The organism is Saliphagus infecundisoli (assembly GCF_020177375.1).
GTDB lineage: Archaea > Halobacteriota > Halobacteria > Halobacteriales > Natrialbaceae > Saliphagus > Saliphagus infecundisoli.
The window spans coordinates 260,834-275,669 of record NZ_JAIWHV010000002.1; the positions used below are offsets into that span (position 1 = coordinate 260,834).

15 protein-coding genes and 1 tRNA gene are annotated in these 14,836 nt (G+C 68.8%); 6 read left to right on the forward strand and 10 right to left on the reverse strand.

Annotation, left to right across the window (positions count from 1 at the left end; all coding sequences use genetic code 11):
- Positions 1-146: 146 nt before the first annotated feature.
- The 6 genes from LCF40_RS06095 to rio1 form a co-directional block, all read right to left on the reverse strand.
- On the reverse strand, positions 147-1,586 hold the full coding sequence (locus LCF40_RS06095; RefSeq protein ID WP_224827763.1) for a 5'-nucleotidase C-terminal domain-containing protein: 1,440 nt from the start codon (positions 1,584-1,586) through the stop codon (positions 147-149).
- A gap of 130 nt (positions 1,587-1,716) precedes the next feature.
- Positions 1,717-2,214, reverse strand: a complete 498-nt coding sequence (locus LCF40_RS06100) for a metallophosphoesterase (RefSeq protein ID WP_224827764.1) — start codon at positions 2,212-2,214, stop codon at positions 1,717-1,719.
- Between the two features lie 56 nt (positions 2,215-2,270).
- Positions 2,271-2,981, reverse strand: a complete 711-nt coding sequence (locus tag LCF40_RS06105; RefSeq protein ID WP_224827765.1) for a DUF2270 domain-containing protein — start codon at positions 2,979-2,981, stop codon at positions 2,271-2,273.
- A 42-nt stretch (positions 2,982-3,023) separates the two neighbouring features.
- A complete protein-coding gene (locus LCF40_RS06110; protein WP_224827766.1) occupies positions 3,024-4,268 on the reverse strand; it encodes a tryptophan--tRNA ligase in 1,245 nt (414 codons plus the stop codon).
- 229 nt (positions 4,269-4,497) lie between these two features.
- On the reverse strand, positions 4,498-4,662 hold the full coding sequence (locus LCF40_RS06115) for a hypothetical protein (protein WP_198667868.1): 165 nt from the start codon (positions 4,660-4,662) through the stop codon (positions 4,498-4,500).
- Positions 4,663-4,702: 40 nt separating this feature from the next.
- Entirely contained in the window at positions 4,703-5,572 is an 870-nt protein-coding gene (gene rio1, locus LCF40_RS06120; protein WP_224827767.1) for a serine/threonine-protein kinase Rio1, read from the reverse strand.
- Positions 5,573-5,657: 85 nt separating this feature from the next.
- On the opposite strand from rio1, the gene LCF40_RS06125 reads away from it, so the two are divergent.
- The 3 genes from LCF40_RS06125 (at position 5,658) to ligA (ending at position 8,795) form a co-directional block, all read left to right on the forward strand.
- Complete coding sequence (locus LCF40_RS06125) at positions 5,658-6,035, forward strand: 2Fe-2S iron-sulfur cluster-binding protein (protein ID WP_224827768.1); 378 nt, start codon at positions 5,658-5,660, stop codon at positions 6,033-6,035.
- 53 nt (positions 6,036-6,088) lie between these two features.
- Positions 6,089-6,580: a DUF302 domain-containing protein gene (locus LCF40_RS06130; RefSeq protein WP_224827769.1), complete on the forward strand. Its 492-nt coding sequence runs from the start codon at positions 6,089-6,091 to the stop codon at positions 6,578-6,580.
- A gap of 91 nt (positions 6,581-6,671) precedes the next feature.
- A complete protein-coding gene (gene ligA, locus LCF40_RS06135; RefSeq protein ID WP_224827770.1) occupies positions 6,672-8,795 on the forward strand; it encodes an NAD-dependent DNA ligase LigA in 2,124 nt (707 codons plus the stop codon).
- Here ligA and LCF40_RS06140 read toward each other — a convergent pair.
- From LCF40_RS06140 to LCF40_RS06150, 3 genes are read right to left on the reverse strand one after another with little or no spacing between them, the layout of a single operon-like run.
- Positions 8,792-9,694, reverse strand: coding sequence for an ABC transporter permease (locus LCF40_RS06140; protein WP_114576796.1), 903 nt, complete (start codon positions 9,692-9,694; stop codon positions 8,792-8,794). The genes ligA and LCF40_RS06140 overlap by 4 nt on opposite strands.
- Positions 9,691-10,620: an ABC transporter ATP-binding protein gene (locus LCF40_RS06145; protein ID WP_224827771.1), complete on the reverse strand. Its 930-nt coding sequence runs from the start codon at positions 10,618-10,620 to the stop codon at positions 9,691-9,693. Before LCF40_RS06145 ends, LCF40_RS06140 begins: the two co-directional genes overlap by 4 nt.
- 55 nt (positions 10,621-10,675) lie before the next feature.
- Positions 10,676-10,951: a DUF7967 family protein gene (locus LCF40_RS06150; protein WP_224827772.1), complete on the reverse strand. Its 276-nt coding sequence runs from the start codon at positions 10,949-10,951 to the stop codon at positions 10,676-10,678.
- Positions 10,952-11,052: 101 nt separating this feature from the next.
- Between LCF40_RS06150 and LCF40_RS06155 the strand changes: the two genes are divergently transcribed.
- The 3 genes from LCF40_RS06155 (at position 11,053) to LCF40_RS06165 (ending at position 14,540) form a co-directional block, all read left to right on the forward strand.
- Positions 11,053-12,786 carry an excinuclease ABC subunit C gene (locus tag LCF40_RS06155; protein WP_224827773.1) on the forward strand — a complete coding sequence of 578 codons (1,734 nt, stop codon included), beginning with the start codon at positions 11,053-11,055 and terminating at the stop codon, positions 12,784-12,786.
- A 14-nt stretch (positions 12,787-12,800) separates the two neighbouring features.
- Positions 12,801-13,121, forward strand: coding sequence for an SUI1 family translation initiation factor (locus LCF40_RS06160; protein WP_224827774.1), 321 nt, complete (start codon positions 12,801-12,803; stop codon positions 13,119-13,121).
- 192 nt (positions 13,122-13,313) lie between these two features.
- A complete protein-coding gene (locus tag LCF40_RS06165) occupies positions 13,314-14,540 on the forward strand; it encodes a putative manganese transporter (protein ID WP_224827775.1) in 1,227 nt (408 codons plus the stop codon).
- Between the two features lie 128 nt (positions 14,541-14,668).
- Here the strand turns inward: LCF40_RS06165 and LCF40_RS06170 are convergent.
- Positions 14,669-14,753, reverse strand: a tRNA-Lys gene (locus LCF40_RS06170).
- Positions 14,754-14,836: the final 83 nt, after the last annotated feature.

The window sequence follows — 14,836 nt, forward strand, 5'->3', positions numbered from 1 at the left end:
GCCCTTGGCTCGCACGTTCAGCGCCTCTCTCCGAGCGATCGGAAGCCGGTTTCGCCCGCCCTCGCGCCGGCGGTTGCACCGACTCACGATCGGAGAGTCATCGGTGGAAAAACGGGAGACGAGCCGGCAAACACTCGATATTCGGCTCACCTCCCGGACGCCGGTCTCCGTCCCCGGTCGGCGTCCTCCGCAGAGACGCGCCGGATCCGTCCCTCGAGGCCGACGTCCAGCCCGCCCTCACGGGCGTGCGCGACGAGCGTCTCCCACTGGGGCTCGTGTTCGGCGACGGCGGCCCCCCAGTTCAGCGGCGGATACGTGTCCACGTCGACGGCGTACTGTGCGGTCGCGACCCGGTATCTCCGGTCGGGGGAGAGGGAGTTGCCGCCGACCGCGACGGAACGGAGATCGTTCGCGTCGGTCCAGACGACGCGCAGGCCGCTTACGTGCAGGCGGACCCAGCCGCGCTCGCCCGGATGCGGGTGGGCTGCCTCGGCGAGGACGTCCCGGAGGGCCGCCCCGCTCACCTCAAGTTCGACGACGCTTCCGGCGAACGGACACAGCGAGACGACCTCGCCGACCGTGACGTCGGCCGACAGCGACGGCCCGGCCCGGAGCGATCCCGCGAGAAAGAGCCCGACGTCGGCGCCGGCCGCCGCGCGGAACGCGTCCGCGGCGAAGTTTCCCAGGCGGCTCTCGCCGCGGAATCGCTGCCGGCTCGTCCGCGGGAGTTCGTCGTCGGCGTGTGCGATCACCTCGTCGACGCCGAGGGCCTCCCGACGCTCCCGGTAGGCGGCGGCGACCTCCGCGGCGACCGCCTCGTCGATGGCACCCTCGATTCCGTTCTCGTCTACGGGAGTCCCGTCCCGGCCGACCTCGTGGAATCGGGCGGCGGCTTCGTCGGGACCGATTGTCACGTCGGCGAACTCGGCGTCGCCGTTCGTCCGGACGAGGAGCGTCCCGCCCACCCGTTCGGCGTACCGCTCGTGGAGGTGGCCGCCGAGGACGACGTCCGCGTCGGCGGCGGCCGCGACCGAGCGGTCGTCCGCACCGCAGTGGGCGAGCACGACGCGGTAATCGACCGGCGGGAGGTCGTCGAACGCCGCCGTCACGGCGGCGGCAGGGTCGGTAAAGCGCAACTCCTCGATGGTGCCACAGATGTCGGCCGTCTTCGGGTGTGAGACGCCGACCACGCCGATCCGGGAACCGCCGCGCTCGACGACGGTGGCGTCGGGAATGCGGTCGGTCCCCGGCCCTTCGACGTTTGCACAGAGATAGGCCGGAGGAACCGACTCGCCCCACTCGAAGGCCCACTCCCGGCCGAAGTCGAAGTCGTGGTTGCCGAAGGTGTCGGCGGCCGGTTCGACCGCCTCCAGAAACGGGCGGGCCTGGGCGCGACCCTCGTCGGTCAGGAGGGCGAGCGTCCCCAGTGCCGTGTCGTCGCCGGCACCGACGACGAGCGTCGTCTCGTCACGCACTGCCGCGATCCGGCCGGCGAAGGCGCCGATCCGATCGGGGTCGTCGAACGCGCTTTCCAGGTCCGAGTAGCCGAGGAGACGGATCGCCCCCTCGCGGGTAGCGTCGGGCATGTGTGGCTATGTGACTCTCCGTGTCGCGTCCGCCGTGGACGCGACGGTGCTACGTTCCGGTCCAACGGGCAACAGGAAAACGTATTCGGTCCATTGTCAGCTCGTTCCGTGACTCGGCGCTTTCCGGCGTCTATCCGATCCGTTCGAACCGGACCTCCTCGGTTTCGGTGTCGACGACGGCGACCGTTCGGTGCTCGCTCGGAACGGTCGGGAACTGCGCGCCCGGATTGATGACGGTCGTCTCCCCCACCTCCCGCTGCTCGCGCTCGTGGTGGTGGCCGTAGCAGACGAAATCGTACTCGCCGCTCTCGGCGTAGCCCTCCACGTCCTCGCGGTCCTCGCCGTGGAGGACGGCGAACCTCGAGTCCTCGAACGTGAGGTCGGCGAAGCGGCCGTGGAGTTCGCTGCCGGCGAGGTCGGCAAAGCCCGCTTCTAAGCCCTCGACCTCGCCGTCGTTGTTCCCGAGGACGCCGTGGAGCTCGAGTCCCTCGAAGAACGGGAGGACGGGTGGCGCGATGAAGTCGCCACAGTGGACGACCGTGTCTACGCTTTCCGCCTCGAAGATGGCCACTGCATCCTCGATCGCCTCGACGTTGTCGTGGGTGTCCGCGATGATGCCGACCTGCATGTATGGCTGTCGTGGCGTCGGCGACGGCCAAGTAGCTTCGGGCCCGGACGACTCTCTCAGGGTTTCTTCCAGCTGCCGGGCTCGGTCCCGTGGACCTCGCCTTTGGCTCGCCGACCGTGGGGCCAGGACGCGACTGCGAGCACGCAGACGAAAAACGCCGCGACCGCGGCCGCGACGGCCACGCCGGGGATCCCGGGCAACTCGGCGGCCTCCGTCCACCGGGATTCGGGGGTGAACAGGGTCACCTTCGCAGCCCACGCGATCCCGACGACGCCGAACAGAAGCCCGTAGATCCGACGGACGCGCCTGGACAGCGCCTCGAGCGTCGAGACCTTGAACGTCGGGTACCGGAGATCCGCGCTCAGCTCCTCGCGCCAGCGGGGGTGTTCGGCCCCGACGGGATCGAGGGCGTTCGCGAAGACGTTCTCCTGAAAGAAGCGAACCCGCGCCCGATAGAGGTCGAAAAACCGGTAGCGGCGAACCTCGTACGAGAGGAACATCGCGAGGACGAGTCCCCCGATCAGGAGGAGGTACGCGGGCAGCTCGGGGGCCGAAAAGACGATCGAGAGCAACGCGGCCAGGACGGTGATCGCCCAGTTGGTCGTCCGGTCGATGCGGTCCTGGGCGGCGTTGGCCTGAGCCACCTCCCCGCGGTAGTAGTGGGGCAACGCCGAGAGCAACGCCTCGGCGTCGTCGGCGATCTCGGCCCCGATCTCCTCGTCGCCTCGACCGATTCGGCTCCCGCCGTTCTCGTCGTCCGTGGACATATGGGGGCTCTCGACGCCGCCGACCATAGTCCCCCGACGCCACTACGGGAGACGGGCCACGCCCGCCGACGCGAGCGCGCGCTCGCGCTCGCCGTCGGTCAGCCGATAGGGTGCGAGTTCCCCCTCGAGATCTCCGAGTGCCGCCCGCCGCTCCTGGTGGCGGGCCAGAAACCCGGTCAGGCGGTCGATCAGGATCTCCTTTAGCTCGCCGCTCAGGAGCTCCCCGGAGCGATAGCGCTCCTCGATCTCCGCGAGCCGGTCGTCGTCGGGCTCGAGAAACGCCCGGAGGTACTGGAAGGGAACGTCAGTAGCGGGGTCGCCGCCATGCTCGCGGTGGGCCTCGATGGTCGCGCGTCCGCCGGTGTAGGCGTGTTCGCGGATCGTCTCGGCAACCGTGTCAGGATCGTCGGCGAGCTCGATCGACGGCGCGTCGTCCGAGGAACTCATCTTTCCGGGACCGGCGAGACTGGGCAGAAATCGCCCGAGCAGCGCGCTGGGCTTCTCGACGGGCAGGGCCTCCTTCGCGGCGACGTCCCGACAGACCCGGACGTGGGGGTCCTGATCGACCGCGATCGGGACCAGCGTCGGCTGGCGGCCCTCCACCAGTTGGGGAGCCAGGAGGTGGGTCGCCTGGACCGCCGGATAGAACTGGAGGCCGACGGTGTCCTGCTCGCCGTACACTGCCTCGACGGTCGCCGGCGTGAGGTGCTTTGCGAGCCGAACCGCGATCGGATAGACGACGTCCGCGTCCGCAGTATCGATCACGATCCGGGTGCGCTCGGGGTCGAAGCCGACCGCGAGCAGGTCCCGGAGGTTCTCGCGGGTATGGGCGCCGATCGACTCGAAGGATTGGCTCTTGGCGAGGAACTTCTCGTCGTCCGAAATCGGGAGGTAGACCGTCGCGCCCGTCGCCTCCTGGAACCGTCTGGCGAGGTAGAGGGGAACGACGTGGCCCAGGTGCATCGGGCCGGAGGGTCCCCGGCCAGTGACGACCGCGTGGGGGTCGCCGGCTCGAGCCGCCTCGAGATACTCGTCCACATCGCGGCCCGCGTAGAACGTCCCCCGGCGGAGCAGGGGGTGGTCGGGAAGTCCTTCGATCTGCTCGTCGGTGAGGGGGTCTGCGCCGAAGCGTTCGACGAGTTTCTCGTAGTCGATCTCGCCGTCGACCTCGTAGGGCGTGACGGTGAACCCGTTGTCACCGCCGTCGTGGCGGTCGCTGCGGGAACCGTCGGCTCCATGGTCGCCATGCTGTGCGTCCGTCTCCGTCTTCTCCGTTGGTTTCGTCATTGCTGTCGGTGTGACTGGCTGTGGCTGGCGCGTGGTTCGCCGATCGAAAAGAGGTGAAGGGAGCCGTCGGCACCGCACCCGCCGGGTTAGGCCGCGTCGGAGACGGTGTCGGGACTGTCCGCTCTCGGGACCGACCGCCAGTGCCAGCCGAGAGCGGACTGCATCGCCCGAAGCGAAGGCGCCGACTCACCTAACGGTTTCGCCGCGGGTGGCGACGCGATTCCGCTAGTCAGGACGGGTTCTGGTGACTGATCTTCTCGCCGACCGTTCCCGGGACGGGCGTGCCACAGTCCCGACAGATAAAGCGCCGGCCGGTCGTCGTCGAGCGCGTCTCGACGTCCTGCTTGTAGCGGATCTCGGCCCCGCAGGAGCACCTGTAGCTCGTCCGGCTCATGGCTCCGGGTACGAGCGCACGGACGAAAAATCGTGCGCCGTCAGTCCCGCGAGGGATCGGGCTCCGGATCGGTGACGAACTCGAGGAGCGCGTCGGGATCGGTCTCGACCCCCTGGCGGGCAAAGAAGTTCGCGACGTTCTCACAGTCGCGCTCGAGGAAGTCCCGGCTGTTGGGGTGGTGGACCGTCACGGCTTGCCCGAGGTCGATGACGACGAGCTGGCCCTCGTCGAAGACGACGTTGTACTCGCTCAGGTCGCCGTGGATCAGCCCCGCCGAGTAGAGCCGGCGCATGTACTCTCTCAGGACCTCGTAGGCTGTTTCGGGGTTCTCGATCTCGACCTCGCCCAGCCGTCTCGCGCGGCCCTCCTCGTTGCCGATGTACTCCATCACGAGGACGTTCCGCTCGGTCGCGATCGGCTCGGGGACGCGAACGCCCGCCCGGCGGGCACGCTCTAAGTTCGACAGCTCCTTTTTCGTCCAGGCGAGGACGACGTCCTTTTTCTTCCCGCCCAGCCCCTCGAACCGGGGGTCACCCTCGAGGTAGTCGCGCATCTGGCGGAAGTTCGAGGCGTTGATCCGGTAGACTTTGACCGCGACCTCGCGATCGTCGCCCAGCGCGTGGTAGACGTTGGCCTCCTTGCCCGTCGAGAGCGGGCCGCCGAACGCCTCGACGTGGCCGTCCTGGACGAGCTTGTAGAGCGCGGCGAAGGTGGCGTCGTCGAACACCGACTGCTCGACCTTGAACTGATCCGCGTCCTTGATGCGCTCCTGGAACTGCTCGAACTCCCGGTCGCGGTCGCGGGCGATCCGGTCGGCCTCGGTGTCGGCGACGTCGATCGGTTCCCACTCGTCGCCCTCGATGTCGCCGCCCTCGGGATCGACCATCCCGAACTCGGTGCCCGTGTCCATTCGTCCTCCCTACGGGGCGCGGGTGGGTAAAGACTGGGTCTCTCCGGCCCGATCCGCTTTTGGCTCCCTCGATCCTACCGGCGGTATGAACGACTCGTCCGGAGACGCGGGACGGGAGGAGTACGACGTCACCCTCGAGTGGCCGGACGGCCGCAGCCGAACCCTCGACGTCCGATCCCGGGAGAGCGTCCTCAACGCCGCCCTCCGGGAGGGGCTTCGGCTGCCATACGACTGCCGGAAGGGGACCTGCACGACCTGCGTGGGCCGGGTCGTCGCCGTCGCCGACGACGCCGTAGATCCCGCGAGCGCCATGGACCACCGGCGGGCGCCCCGCGCGCTCGACCCTGACGACCTGGCCGACGGCTACGCCCTGCTCTGTATCGCCCTGCCGCGGGCGGACTGTCGGGTCGCGGTCGGGCCGACGGTCCGAAGCGAACTCGGTGACAGCCCGTGGGGGCGGTGACCGGGACGCGACGCCTGGCGAATCCTTTTGTCCGGCCCGCGACACGACGGGGTATGAGCGACGCAGACGAGCCCTCGGAGCCGGCCGCTGGGGAACGCGAGATCGCGCCGGCGGCGTCCGAGGCACTGCATACGACCCTGTCGATCGACTTCGAGGACGCCGTCCCCTTCGTTCAGGTCGAACACGAACTCGCCGGCTTCGAGACGGTGACGGTCACCCGGCTCGACGAGATGATCGCGGGGATGTTGGGCGAGGAGATCGACCGAACCGCCCTGCTCGTGACCTGTCACCCCGAGATCGCCCGGGACGCCCTCGCGGTCGACTGCTCGCTTTCCGCCCTGCTCCCGTGTACGACGGCGATCTACGAGCGCGAGGGCGACGACGCGGTCCACGTCCACCACGTCTCCGCGACGAAGGCGATGCGCGACCTGGGCTGTGCGCCCGCGGACGCCGGACTCGAGGCGGTAATCGAGAGGACCGGCGAGCTCATGGAGACGGTCTGGGAGAACGTCGAGGAAAACGCCGAGGAGGCAAGCGAGGTGTAGGACATCTTCGCTTCTGGCGGGGGATCTCGAGGCCTTCGCCGACGCCTGTAGTAAGGTTGACGGGCCCCCGGTCCGGATCTCCGACCAACGAATGTCCCTCGCCGACGAGAACGAGAACCCCTATCTCCGGGAACCCTCGACCGAGTTCGCCCCCGTCGAGGAGCTCGCCGAGGAGGAGGCCGAAGCACAGGCCGACGTGCTCCGGGAGGCGATCCGCGAACACGACCGGCGCTACTACGTCGAGAGCGACCCCCTGATCGCCGACCGGACGTACGACGCGCTCTTCGCCCGCCTGCAGGACCTCGAGGACGCCTTCGACCTCGCGACTCCCGACAGCCCGACCCGCCGGGTCGGGGGCGAACCGCTCGACGCGTTCGAGACCGTAGAACACGTCGCGCCGATGCTCTCGATCGAGGGCAGTGGCGAGGAGGCCGACGTTCGGGAGTTCGACGAGCGGGTCCGGCGGGAACTCGGTCGCGAGGCGAGGTACGTCTGCGAGCCGAAGTTCGACGGGATCTCGCTTTCGGTCGTCTACGAGGAGGGTGTCTTGGAGCGGGCGGTCACCCGCGGCGACGGCCGCGAGGGCGACGACGTCACCCGGAACGCCCGCACCATCGGGTCGCTTCCCCAGCGCCTCCACGGCGACCCGCCCGACTTCCTCGCCGTCCGCGGGGAGGTCTACATGCCGAAGGACGATTTTCAGGCCCACAACAGAGAGCGGATCGAACGCGGCGAGGACCCGTTCGCGAACCCCCGAAACGCCACTGCAGGAACGATCCGTCAGCTCGATCCCGCGGTCGTCGCCGAGCGCCCCCTCGAGGTGTTCTTTTTCGATATTCTGGAGGCCAGCGAGCTCCCCGAGACCCACCACGAGGCCTTGGAGCGGTTCCCCGAGTGGGGGCTGCGGACCAACGACCGGGTCGAACTCGCGGAGTGCGGGGAACCACGTTCTGCGGACGATACGAGCGGCGACACTCGAGACGCGATCGAGGCGGCCATTGACTACCGCGACCGACTCCTCGAAGAACGCGACGACCTCCCCTACGAGATCGACGGCGTCGTGATCAAGGTCGACGACCGCGCGGGCCGCGAGGAACTCGGCCGGACCGCCCGCCACGACCGGTGGGCCTACGCCTACAAGTTCCCCGCGCGCTCGGAGGTGACGACCGTCCAGGAGGTCGCCGTCCAGGTCGGGCGAACCGGGCGGGTAACGCCCGTCGCCCTGCTCGATCCCGTCGACGTCGGCGGCGTGACGGTCTCGCGGGCGAGCCTCCACAACCCCGCCGAGATCGCCGAGAAGGACGTCAACGTCGGGGACACCGTCCGGCTCACCCGCGCGGGCGACGTCATCCCCTATGTCGAGGAAGTCGTCGAGAAGGGGTCGGAGGGCCACTACGAGCTTCCCGACCGGTGTCCGGTCTGTGACAGCGCGATCGAACGCGACGGGCCCATGGCCTTCTGTACCGGCGGCCTGACCTGCAGGGCCCAGCGCCGCCGGTCGATCGAGTACTACGCGGGCGACGACGGTCTCGACCTCGAAGGCTTAGGAGAGCGCAGCGTCCGCCAGCTGATCGAGGCCGGCCTCGTCGAGTCAGTTCCCGACCTCTACGAACTCGATCGGGAGGAGCTCGCGGGCCTCGAGGGCTGGGGCGAGACAAGCGCGAACAACGTAATGAGCGAGATCGAGGCGAGCCGGGAGCCTCCCCTCGACGAGTTCCTCTCGGCGCTCGGCATCCCCCACGTCGGTCCCGCGACCGCCCGCGCGCTCGCCGCCGAGTTCGGGACCTTCGATGCGGTCCGGGAGACCGCCCTCGAAGAGCCCGACGCCCTGGAGGAGGCGGGCGAGATCGGCGACACGGTATCGGAGACGATCCACGAGTTCTTCGCGAGCGAGGGCAACGCGCGGGTGGTCGACCGCCTGCTGGACCACGTCTCGCCCCAAGAAGCGGCGATCGAGGAGGGTGGGGAGGAACTCGAGGGCCTGACCTTCGTCTTCACGGGCTCGCTCTCGCAGTTGACCAGAAGCGAGGCCCAGGAGGCAGTCGAGGTCCACGGCGGGTCGGCGACGAGCAGCGTCTCGGGCAACACCGACTACCTCGTCGCCGGCGAGAGTCCGGGGGCGACGAAGCGCGAGGACGCCGAAGCGGAGGGCGTTCCGATCATGGGGGAGGGTGAGTTCCTCAGCTTCCTCGCGAGCCGCGGCGTCGGGATCTAGAGGTCGACCCGGTCGAACCGGGCGATCGCGATGGCGGTCGGGACGACGATCCAGACCAGCAGGATCAGGAACGAAAACCAGTTCTGGAGGTAAAAGGGGACCCCGCTCGGGAACAACTCGGCGGAGAAGGCGGTGCCGAAGCCGGGAGCCTCGACGGCGTCGATCACCGAGAGCGCGTTGGCGTAGGCGACCCCTGGGTCGATCGTCTGAACGAACAGTCCCCAGTCGGGGAGGCGCTCGTACTGCATCTCGTTTCCGTTCATCGTTTGCGTGACCTCGACGCCCGAGAAGTAGCCCTGGTTCATCAGGATCTGGAGAGCGAAGTTTAGCAGGTTCCAGACGACGTAGAAGAGGACGAAGACGCCGAACATCGCGGCGCCGGCGATCGTCGTCGACTTGGTAATCGAGGAGAGCGCGATGGCGATCCCGAGATAGGCGATGCCGTAGAGGATCGTCATGGCGATGAAGCCGGCGTAGTCGGCGATCGCCGGCGGCGAGAGCATGACGGCGACGACGACGGCACCGATGACGAAGCCGATCAGCAGCGACAGCGAGAGGACGGTCGCCCGGCCGAGATACTTCCCGAGGACGACGTCGATCCGGGAGTGTGGCAGGGAAAGGAGGACCTTGATGCTGCCCGACTCGCGCTCGCCGGCGATCGACTTCCAGCCGAGCAGCAAGGCGATCAGCGGGACGACCAGCCGGGTCACCTGGCTGACCGTTCCCAGGAAGTCGGCGGTGGACGTGTCGGCGTTTCCGAAGTAGCCGATCGCAAAGGCCGCGAGCCCAACGAGCAGGAAAAAGAGGAGGCTCAGCCCCCAGAACGTCCACGACCGGACCGCGTCCCGGAAGTCCTTGGTCGCGATCGCCCGGACGCTCGTCGCGTTGACGTCGCTCATGCACTGACCTCCTCCCGGCGGTCGGTCGTGTACGCCCGGAAGACCTCCTCCAGAGAGGTGTCGTCGGTCGAGAAGTCGAGCACCTCACAGCCCGCGTCCTCGATCTCGTGGATGACCGCGGTCTTTGACCCCTCGGTGGCGACGACGATCGCCGGCGTCTGTCCCTCCTCGACGTCGACCGACGTGACTTCGGGCATCGACCGGACCCGCTCGACGGCCCCCTCGTCGATCCGGTCGACGGAGACCCGAAGCGTCGCACCCGTCGTCACCGAGTCCTGGAGCCCCGAGACGGTATCGACGGCGACCATCTCGCCGTCCCGGAGAATGCCCACCCGATCGCAGACCGCCTCGACCTGCTCCATGATGTGACTCGAGAAAAAGACGGTCGCGCCCCGCTCGTTTTCCTCGCGAACGAGGTCACGCATCTCGCGTGCGCCGTTGGGGTCGAGCCCGGTCGAGGGCTCGTCGAGCACCAGGAGATCCGGCTCTCCCACGAGCGCCATCGCGAGCAGGAGCCGCTGGCTCATCCCCTTCGAGTACCCCCCAGCCTTCCGGTCGATTGCCTCCTCCAGTCCGACGCGGGAGAGGAGGTGTTCGGGGTCGTCGTCGGCGTCCTTCGAGTCGATCGCGAACTCGAGGTGCTGGCGGGCGGTCAGCCGGTCGTAGGTCTCGACGCCTTCGGGGAGGACGCCGGTCCGGCGGCGGATCTCGCGGCTCTCGGCGCGGACGTCCTTGCCGAAGACCCGGATCTCGCCGTCGGTCGGCCGGGCGAAGTCGAGTAAGACGTTGATCGTCGTCGACTTCCCCGCGCCGTTGGGTCCCAGAAAGCCGAACACCTCGCCCTCCCGGACCGTAAACGAGAGATCCTCCAGGGCGACCGTGTTCCCGTAGCGTTTGGTGAGCCCGTCCACTGCTATCGCTGACATGTATGTGAAATCCCAGCAGAGTCCGATAAGTCTTGTCACTCGGGGACGATGACGGTCAGATCGGGTCGTCGGGGGCGTGGTCGGCCGCGACGCGGGCGGCCTCCTCGGCGTACCGTTCCCGGCGGTCGTCGTCGGTCACCGCCTCGAGGTCGTCCTCGGAGATCCGCTTGCCGGCAGTCACCTCGTCGCCCGCTCGCATCGCCGCCGCCGAGCGCTCGCGGCGGTGAAAGCGGTCGCCGTCGGGGGTCGCGTAGACGGTCGTCACGAGGTTGCGGTCGTCGAACGCCCGCTCGACGAGCCAGCACTGGACGTCTTCGTCGGGATCGGTCATGGTCGGCGTTCGACCTCCGGCGTGGTGAATCTGGCGTCCGTCCGTGGACGTGACCGGCCGGGGACGTCAGGCTCAAACCCGTCGACTCGCTAGGGACCCCGATGAACGCCGAGGCCCTTTCGACGCGGGCCGGGGAGCTCCCCCGCGAGCCCGGCGTCTACCAGTTTCGGGAGGGGGAGACGACGATCTACGTCGGGAAGGCAGTGGACATCCGCGACCGGGTTCGGTCGTACGCCGACCCCCGAAGCGCCCGCATCCGCCGGATGGTCGACCGCGCCGACGGCCTCGAGGTCGCCGTCACCGACACCGAGACCCAGGCCCTTCTTCTGGAAGCGAACCTGATCAAGCGCCACCAGCCCCGGTACAACGTCCGGCTGAAAGACGACAAGTCGTATCCGATGGTCCAGCTGACCGACCATCCCGCACCGCGCATCGAGATCACGCGGGACCCCGACGAGTCCGCGACGGTGTTCGGCCCCTACACCGAGATGGGGCGAGTCGAAACCGTCGTGAAGGCCCTCCGGGAAACGTACGGGATCCGGGGCTGTTCGGACCACAAGTATTCGGGCCGCGAGCGGCCCTGTCTCGACCACGATCTGGGGCTCTGTACCGCCCCCTGCACCCGCGAGATCGAACTCGAGGACTACCGCGAGGACGTCTCCCTGGTCGAACGCTTCCTCGAGGGCGAGACAGGGATCCTCGCCGATCCGATCGAGCGGGAGATGGAGGTCGCATCCCAGGAACAGAACTTCGAGCGGGCGGCGAACCTCCGGGACAGGTTGGAAGCCGTCGAGGCGTTCCACGGCGAGGGCGGCGAGGCCGTCCAGTCGGTCGGCGACGAGCGCGCCGTGGACATCCTCGGGGTGGCGATCGAGGGCGAGTCGGGGACCGTCGCCCGGCTCCGGGCCGAGGACGGGAAACTGATCGACCGCGAGCGCCACCGGCTCTCTGCGCCCGACGGCCCCGGCGGCGTCTCCGAGTTGCTCGCGGCCTTTCTCGTCCAGTACTACGCCGAGCGGGAGCTACCGGACGCGATCCTCCTCCCCGAGGAACACGGAGACGACGAAGTGGGGGCCTGGCTCGAGGCCGAAGGGGTCTCCGTGCGGGTGCCCGGCGCGGGCCGGGAAGCGAAACTCGTCGAGCTGGCGCTGAAAAACGCCAGAAAGAACGTCGGCGGGCGCGATGCGTGTGGGATGCTCGCCGACGCGCTCGGACTCGACTCCGCGGCCCGAATCGAGGGCTTCGACGTGAGCCACGCCCACGGCGCGTCGGCGGTCGGCAGCAACGTCGCCTTCGAGGACGGGAGCCCCGACAAGTCGGGCTACCGCCGGAAGAAGCTGACCGACGCAAACGACGACTACGCCAACATGAAGACCCTGCTCGAGTGGCGTGCGACCCGCGCCGTCGAGGGGAGAGACGACCGTCCCGACCCCGACCTCCTGTTGATCGACGGCGGCGAGGGTCAGCTCTCGGCCGCCCGCGAGGCCATCTCGGAGGCGGGCTGGGAGGTTCCCGTCGTCGCGCTCGCAAAAGCGGAGGAGCGGGTGATCAGCGCCGACCGGAGCCACTCGTGGCCCTCGGATGCGGCCCACCTCCACCTCCTCCAGCGGGTCCGCGACGAGGCCCACCGGTTTGCGGTGCAGTACCACCGGACGGTCCGCGACGACGTCTCTACGGTCCTCGACGACGTTCCAGGGGTGGGCCCCGAGACCAGAAAGCGGTTGCTTGGACGGTTCGGCAGCGTCGAGAACGTCCGGGAGGCCAGCCGCGAGGACCTGACGAGCGTCTCGGGGATCGGCGAGCGGACCGCCGAGACGATCCGGTCGCGGCTGTAGGACCCGACGGAACTATGGGTCTCGGTGTCGTTTCTCGACGTGTGTCCGAGGACGAACTCGACGACCTGCTCGACGAACTTGACAGTCAGGGCGACCTGGAGACCTCCCAGCAGCTGCTCACGCTCCGAACCGAGAGCCGCCGGTACGACAAGCCGGTGACGATCATCGAGGGGTTCGACCTCCCCGACTCGGAGGTGGAGTCGATCGCCTCCGACCTCAAGTCCTCCGTGGGCGCCGGCGGCACGGTCGAGGACGGTCGGATCGAGATTCAGGGCGACCACCGCGACCGCCTCCCCGAGTTGCTTCGCGACCGGGGGTTCGACGTTCGGGCCTGAGAACGGACGCTGTGCGGACGGGACGGGATCGCGGGGTCGAGGGCCCCCTAGCGAGTGGCTCGGCGTCCGTCGATCGACGGCTCGTTCCGGATCAGAATGAGTGCCACCGCAACATATAAACCACTCACTGTGAACTAAATAATTAGATGGGTCTAATTATCCACTCCCCTCCCGACCGGGGGGTGTTCGTCCGTGCCTGAAGCGACGACGATCCTGCTCGAGTCGCTCCGGGACGGCTACGTCCAGGTGAGCGTCTTCGTCGCGATCACGGTGCTCGCGTTCGGCCTCGTCCAGTATCTGACCGGCGGGGCGCTCCTGCGCGCGATCGAGGAAAACGAGCGCCTCCAGCCGGCACTCGGCGGGCTGCTCGGGCTGACCCCCGGCTGTGGCGGCGCGATCGTCGTGATGCCGCTGTATCTCCGTGGCACCGTCAGCTTCGGGACCGTCGTCGCGACGCTCGGCGCGACCGCGGGCGATTCCGCGTTCGTCATCCTCGCGCTCGCGCCCGAGGCCGCCCTCTACGCCTACGCGATCGCCTTCGCCGCTTCGGTGGCGACGGGCTACCTCGTCGATTCGGTTGGGCTCGGCGTCTCGCGGGTCGACGCCGCCGTCGCGCGGCTCTCGCCCGCGACGGCCGACGGCGGGACCGTCGCTGGCGGCGGCGCCATCGGTCCGAACCCGGCCCACGACTACGCCGGCGAGTCCCCGACCCACAGCCACGAGACGGGGCCGGATCGCCACTCGCGGGTCCTCACGCCGCTGTCGCACCTCGCTCACGTCCTCTGGTGGGTCGCCGCGATCGTCGGCCTCGTCCTCGGCTCGCTGTACCTGCTCCGGGGCGGCCCCGAGGTCGCACTCGCGGTCGGCCCCGGCTTCGACGGCCTGTTCACCGTCGTCGGCCTCGTCGGCGCTTCCCTCTCGCTCTATCTCTACGCCGTCGGCCGCCACTACGTCGGCGAGGGGACCGTCGCCCGCGCCCGGGACTCGTTCTCGTCGGTCTACGACACACTCGTCCACGCGGCGATGGAGACCAGCTTCGTCACCGTCTGGGTGCTCGTGGCCCTGGCGGGCTACGAGTACGTCGTCTTCTTCACCGGGGCCGACGTCGCGACCCTCGCGGCGTCGGCGGGCGTCCTCGCACCCCTCGGCGGCGCCGTCGTCGGGCTGATCCCCGGCTGTGGCCCCCAGATCGTGCTGGCGAACGTCTACGCCGAGGGCGGGCTGCCCTTCTCCGCGTTGAGTGCGAACGCGATCGCCCAGGACGGCGATGCCCTGTTCCCGCTGCTCGCAGTCGACGCCAAGGCCGCCATCATCGCGTCGATCTACAACTTCCTGCCCGCCGTCGTCGTCGGGGTCGCACTCCACTTCCTGTGGGGTCCCGTCTTCGGGATGGCCGAGTTCGGGTTCGGCGTGTTGTGACCAGCGGGACGTAACACGGCCCTTCTCACGAAGGCTCATCGTGCCTGCCGAACGACCCTGCTCGGAGGCCGTGATTCCCTGCTCAAGTCCACCGTTTCGCGTCTCCTCACGGCGTGTTCGTCGCGAAGCGGAAGGGGTGGGATTCGAACGCCACGCGGCCTGAGGGCCGCCGCGGGCAAGGCCCGCGGTGCTCTGCCACTGAGCTACCCTTCCGCGTTTCCATCCAGCGGAGCCACCCGATTAGTAACCGACCGCCTACCCCGGTCGCGTCCGGCGGTAGGCGCCGCTTTCCTCCC

Bases quoted from the DNA above. Each gene is read 5' to 3' on its own strand.
- ligA (WP_224827770.1), top strand. From the start codon at position 6,672: ATGTCCCTCGCCGACGAGAACGAGAACCCCTATCTCCGGGAACCCTCG.
- LCF40_RS06155 (WP_224827773.1), top strand. From the start codon at position 11,053: ATGAACGCCGAGGCCCTTTCGACGCGGGCCGGGGAGCTCCCCCGCGAG.
- LCF40_RS06115 (WP_198667868.1), bottom strand. From the start codon at position 4,662: ATGAGCCGGACGAGCTACAGGTGCTCCTGCGGGGCCGAGATCCGCTAC.
- LCF40_RS06100 (WP_224827764.1), bottom strand. From the start codon at position 2,214: ATGCAGGTCGGCATCATCGCGGACACCCACGACAACGTCGAGGCGATC.
- LCF40_RS06150 (WP_224827772.1), bottom strand. From the start codon at position 10,951: ATGACCGATCCCGACGAAGACGTCCAGTGCTGGCTCGTCGAGCGGGCG.
- LCF40_RS06125 (WP_224827768.1), top strand. From the start codon at position 5,658: ATGAACGACTCGTCCGGAGACGCGGGACGGGAGGAGTACGACGTCACC.
- LCF40_RS06110 (WP_224827766.1), bottom strand. From the start codon at position 4,268: ATGACGAAACCAACGGAGAAGACGGAGACGGACGCACAGCATGGCGAC.
- LCF40_RS06140 (WP_114576796.1), bottom strand. From the start codon at position 9,694: ATGAGCGACGTCAACGCGACGAGCGTCCGGGCGATCGCGACCAAGGAC.
- rio1 (WP_224827767.1), bottom strand. From the start codon at position 5,572: ATGGACACGGGCACCGAGTTCGGGATGGTCGATCCCGAGGGCGGCGAC.
- LCF40_RS06160 (WP_224827774.1), top strand. From the start codon at position 12,801: ATGGGTCTCGGTGTCGTTTCTCGACGTGTGTCCGAGGACGAACTCGAC.
- LCF40_RS06095 (WP_224827763.1), bottom strand. From the start codon at position 1,586: ATGCCCGACGCTACCCGCGAGGGGGCGATCCGTCTCCTCGGCTACTCG.
- LCF40_RS06130 (WP_224827769.1), top strand. From the start codon at position 6,089: ATGAGCGACGCAGACGAGCCCTCGGAGCCGGCCGCTGGGGAACGCGAG.
- LCF40_RS06105 (WP_224827765.1), bottom strand. From the start codon at position 2,981: ATGTCCACGGACGACGAGAACGGCGGGAGCCGAATCGGTCGAGGCGAC.
- LCF40_RS06145 (WP_224827771.1), bottom strand. From the start codon at position 10,620: ATGTCAGCGATAGCAGTGGACGGGCTCACCAAACGCTACGGGAACACG.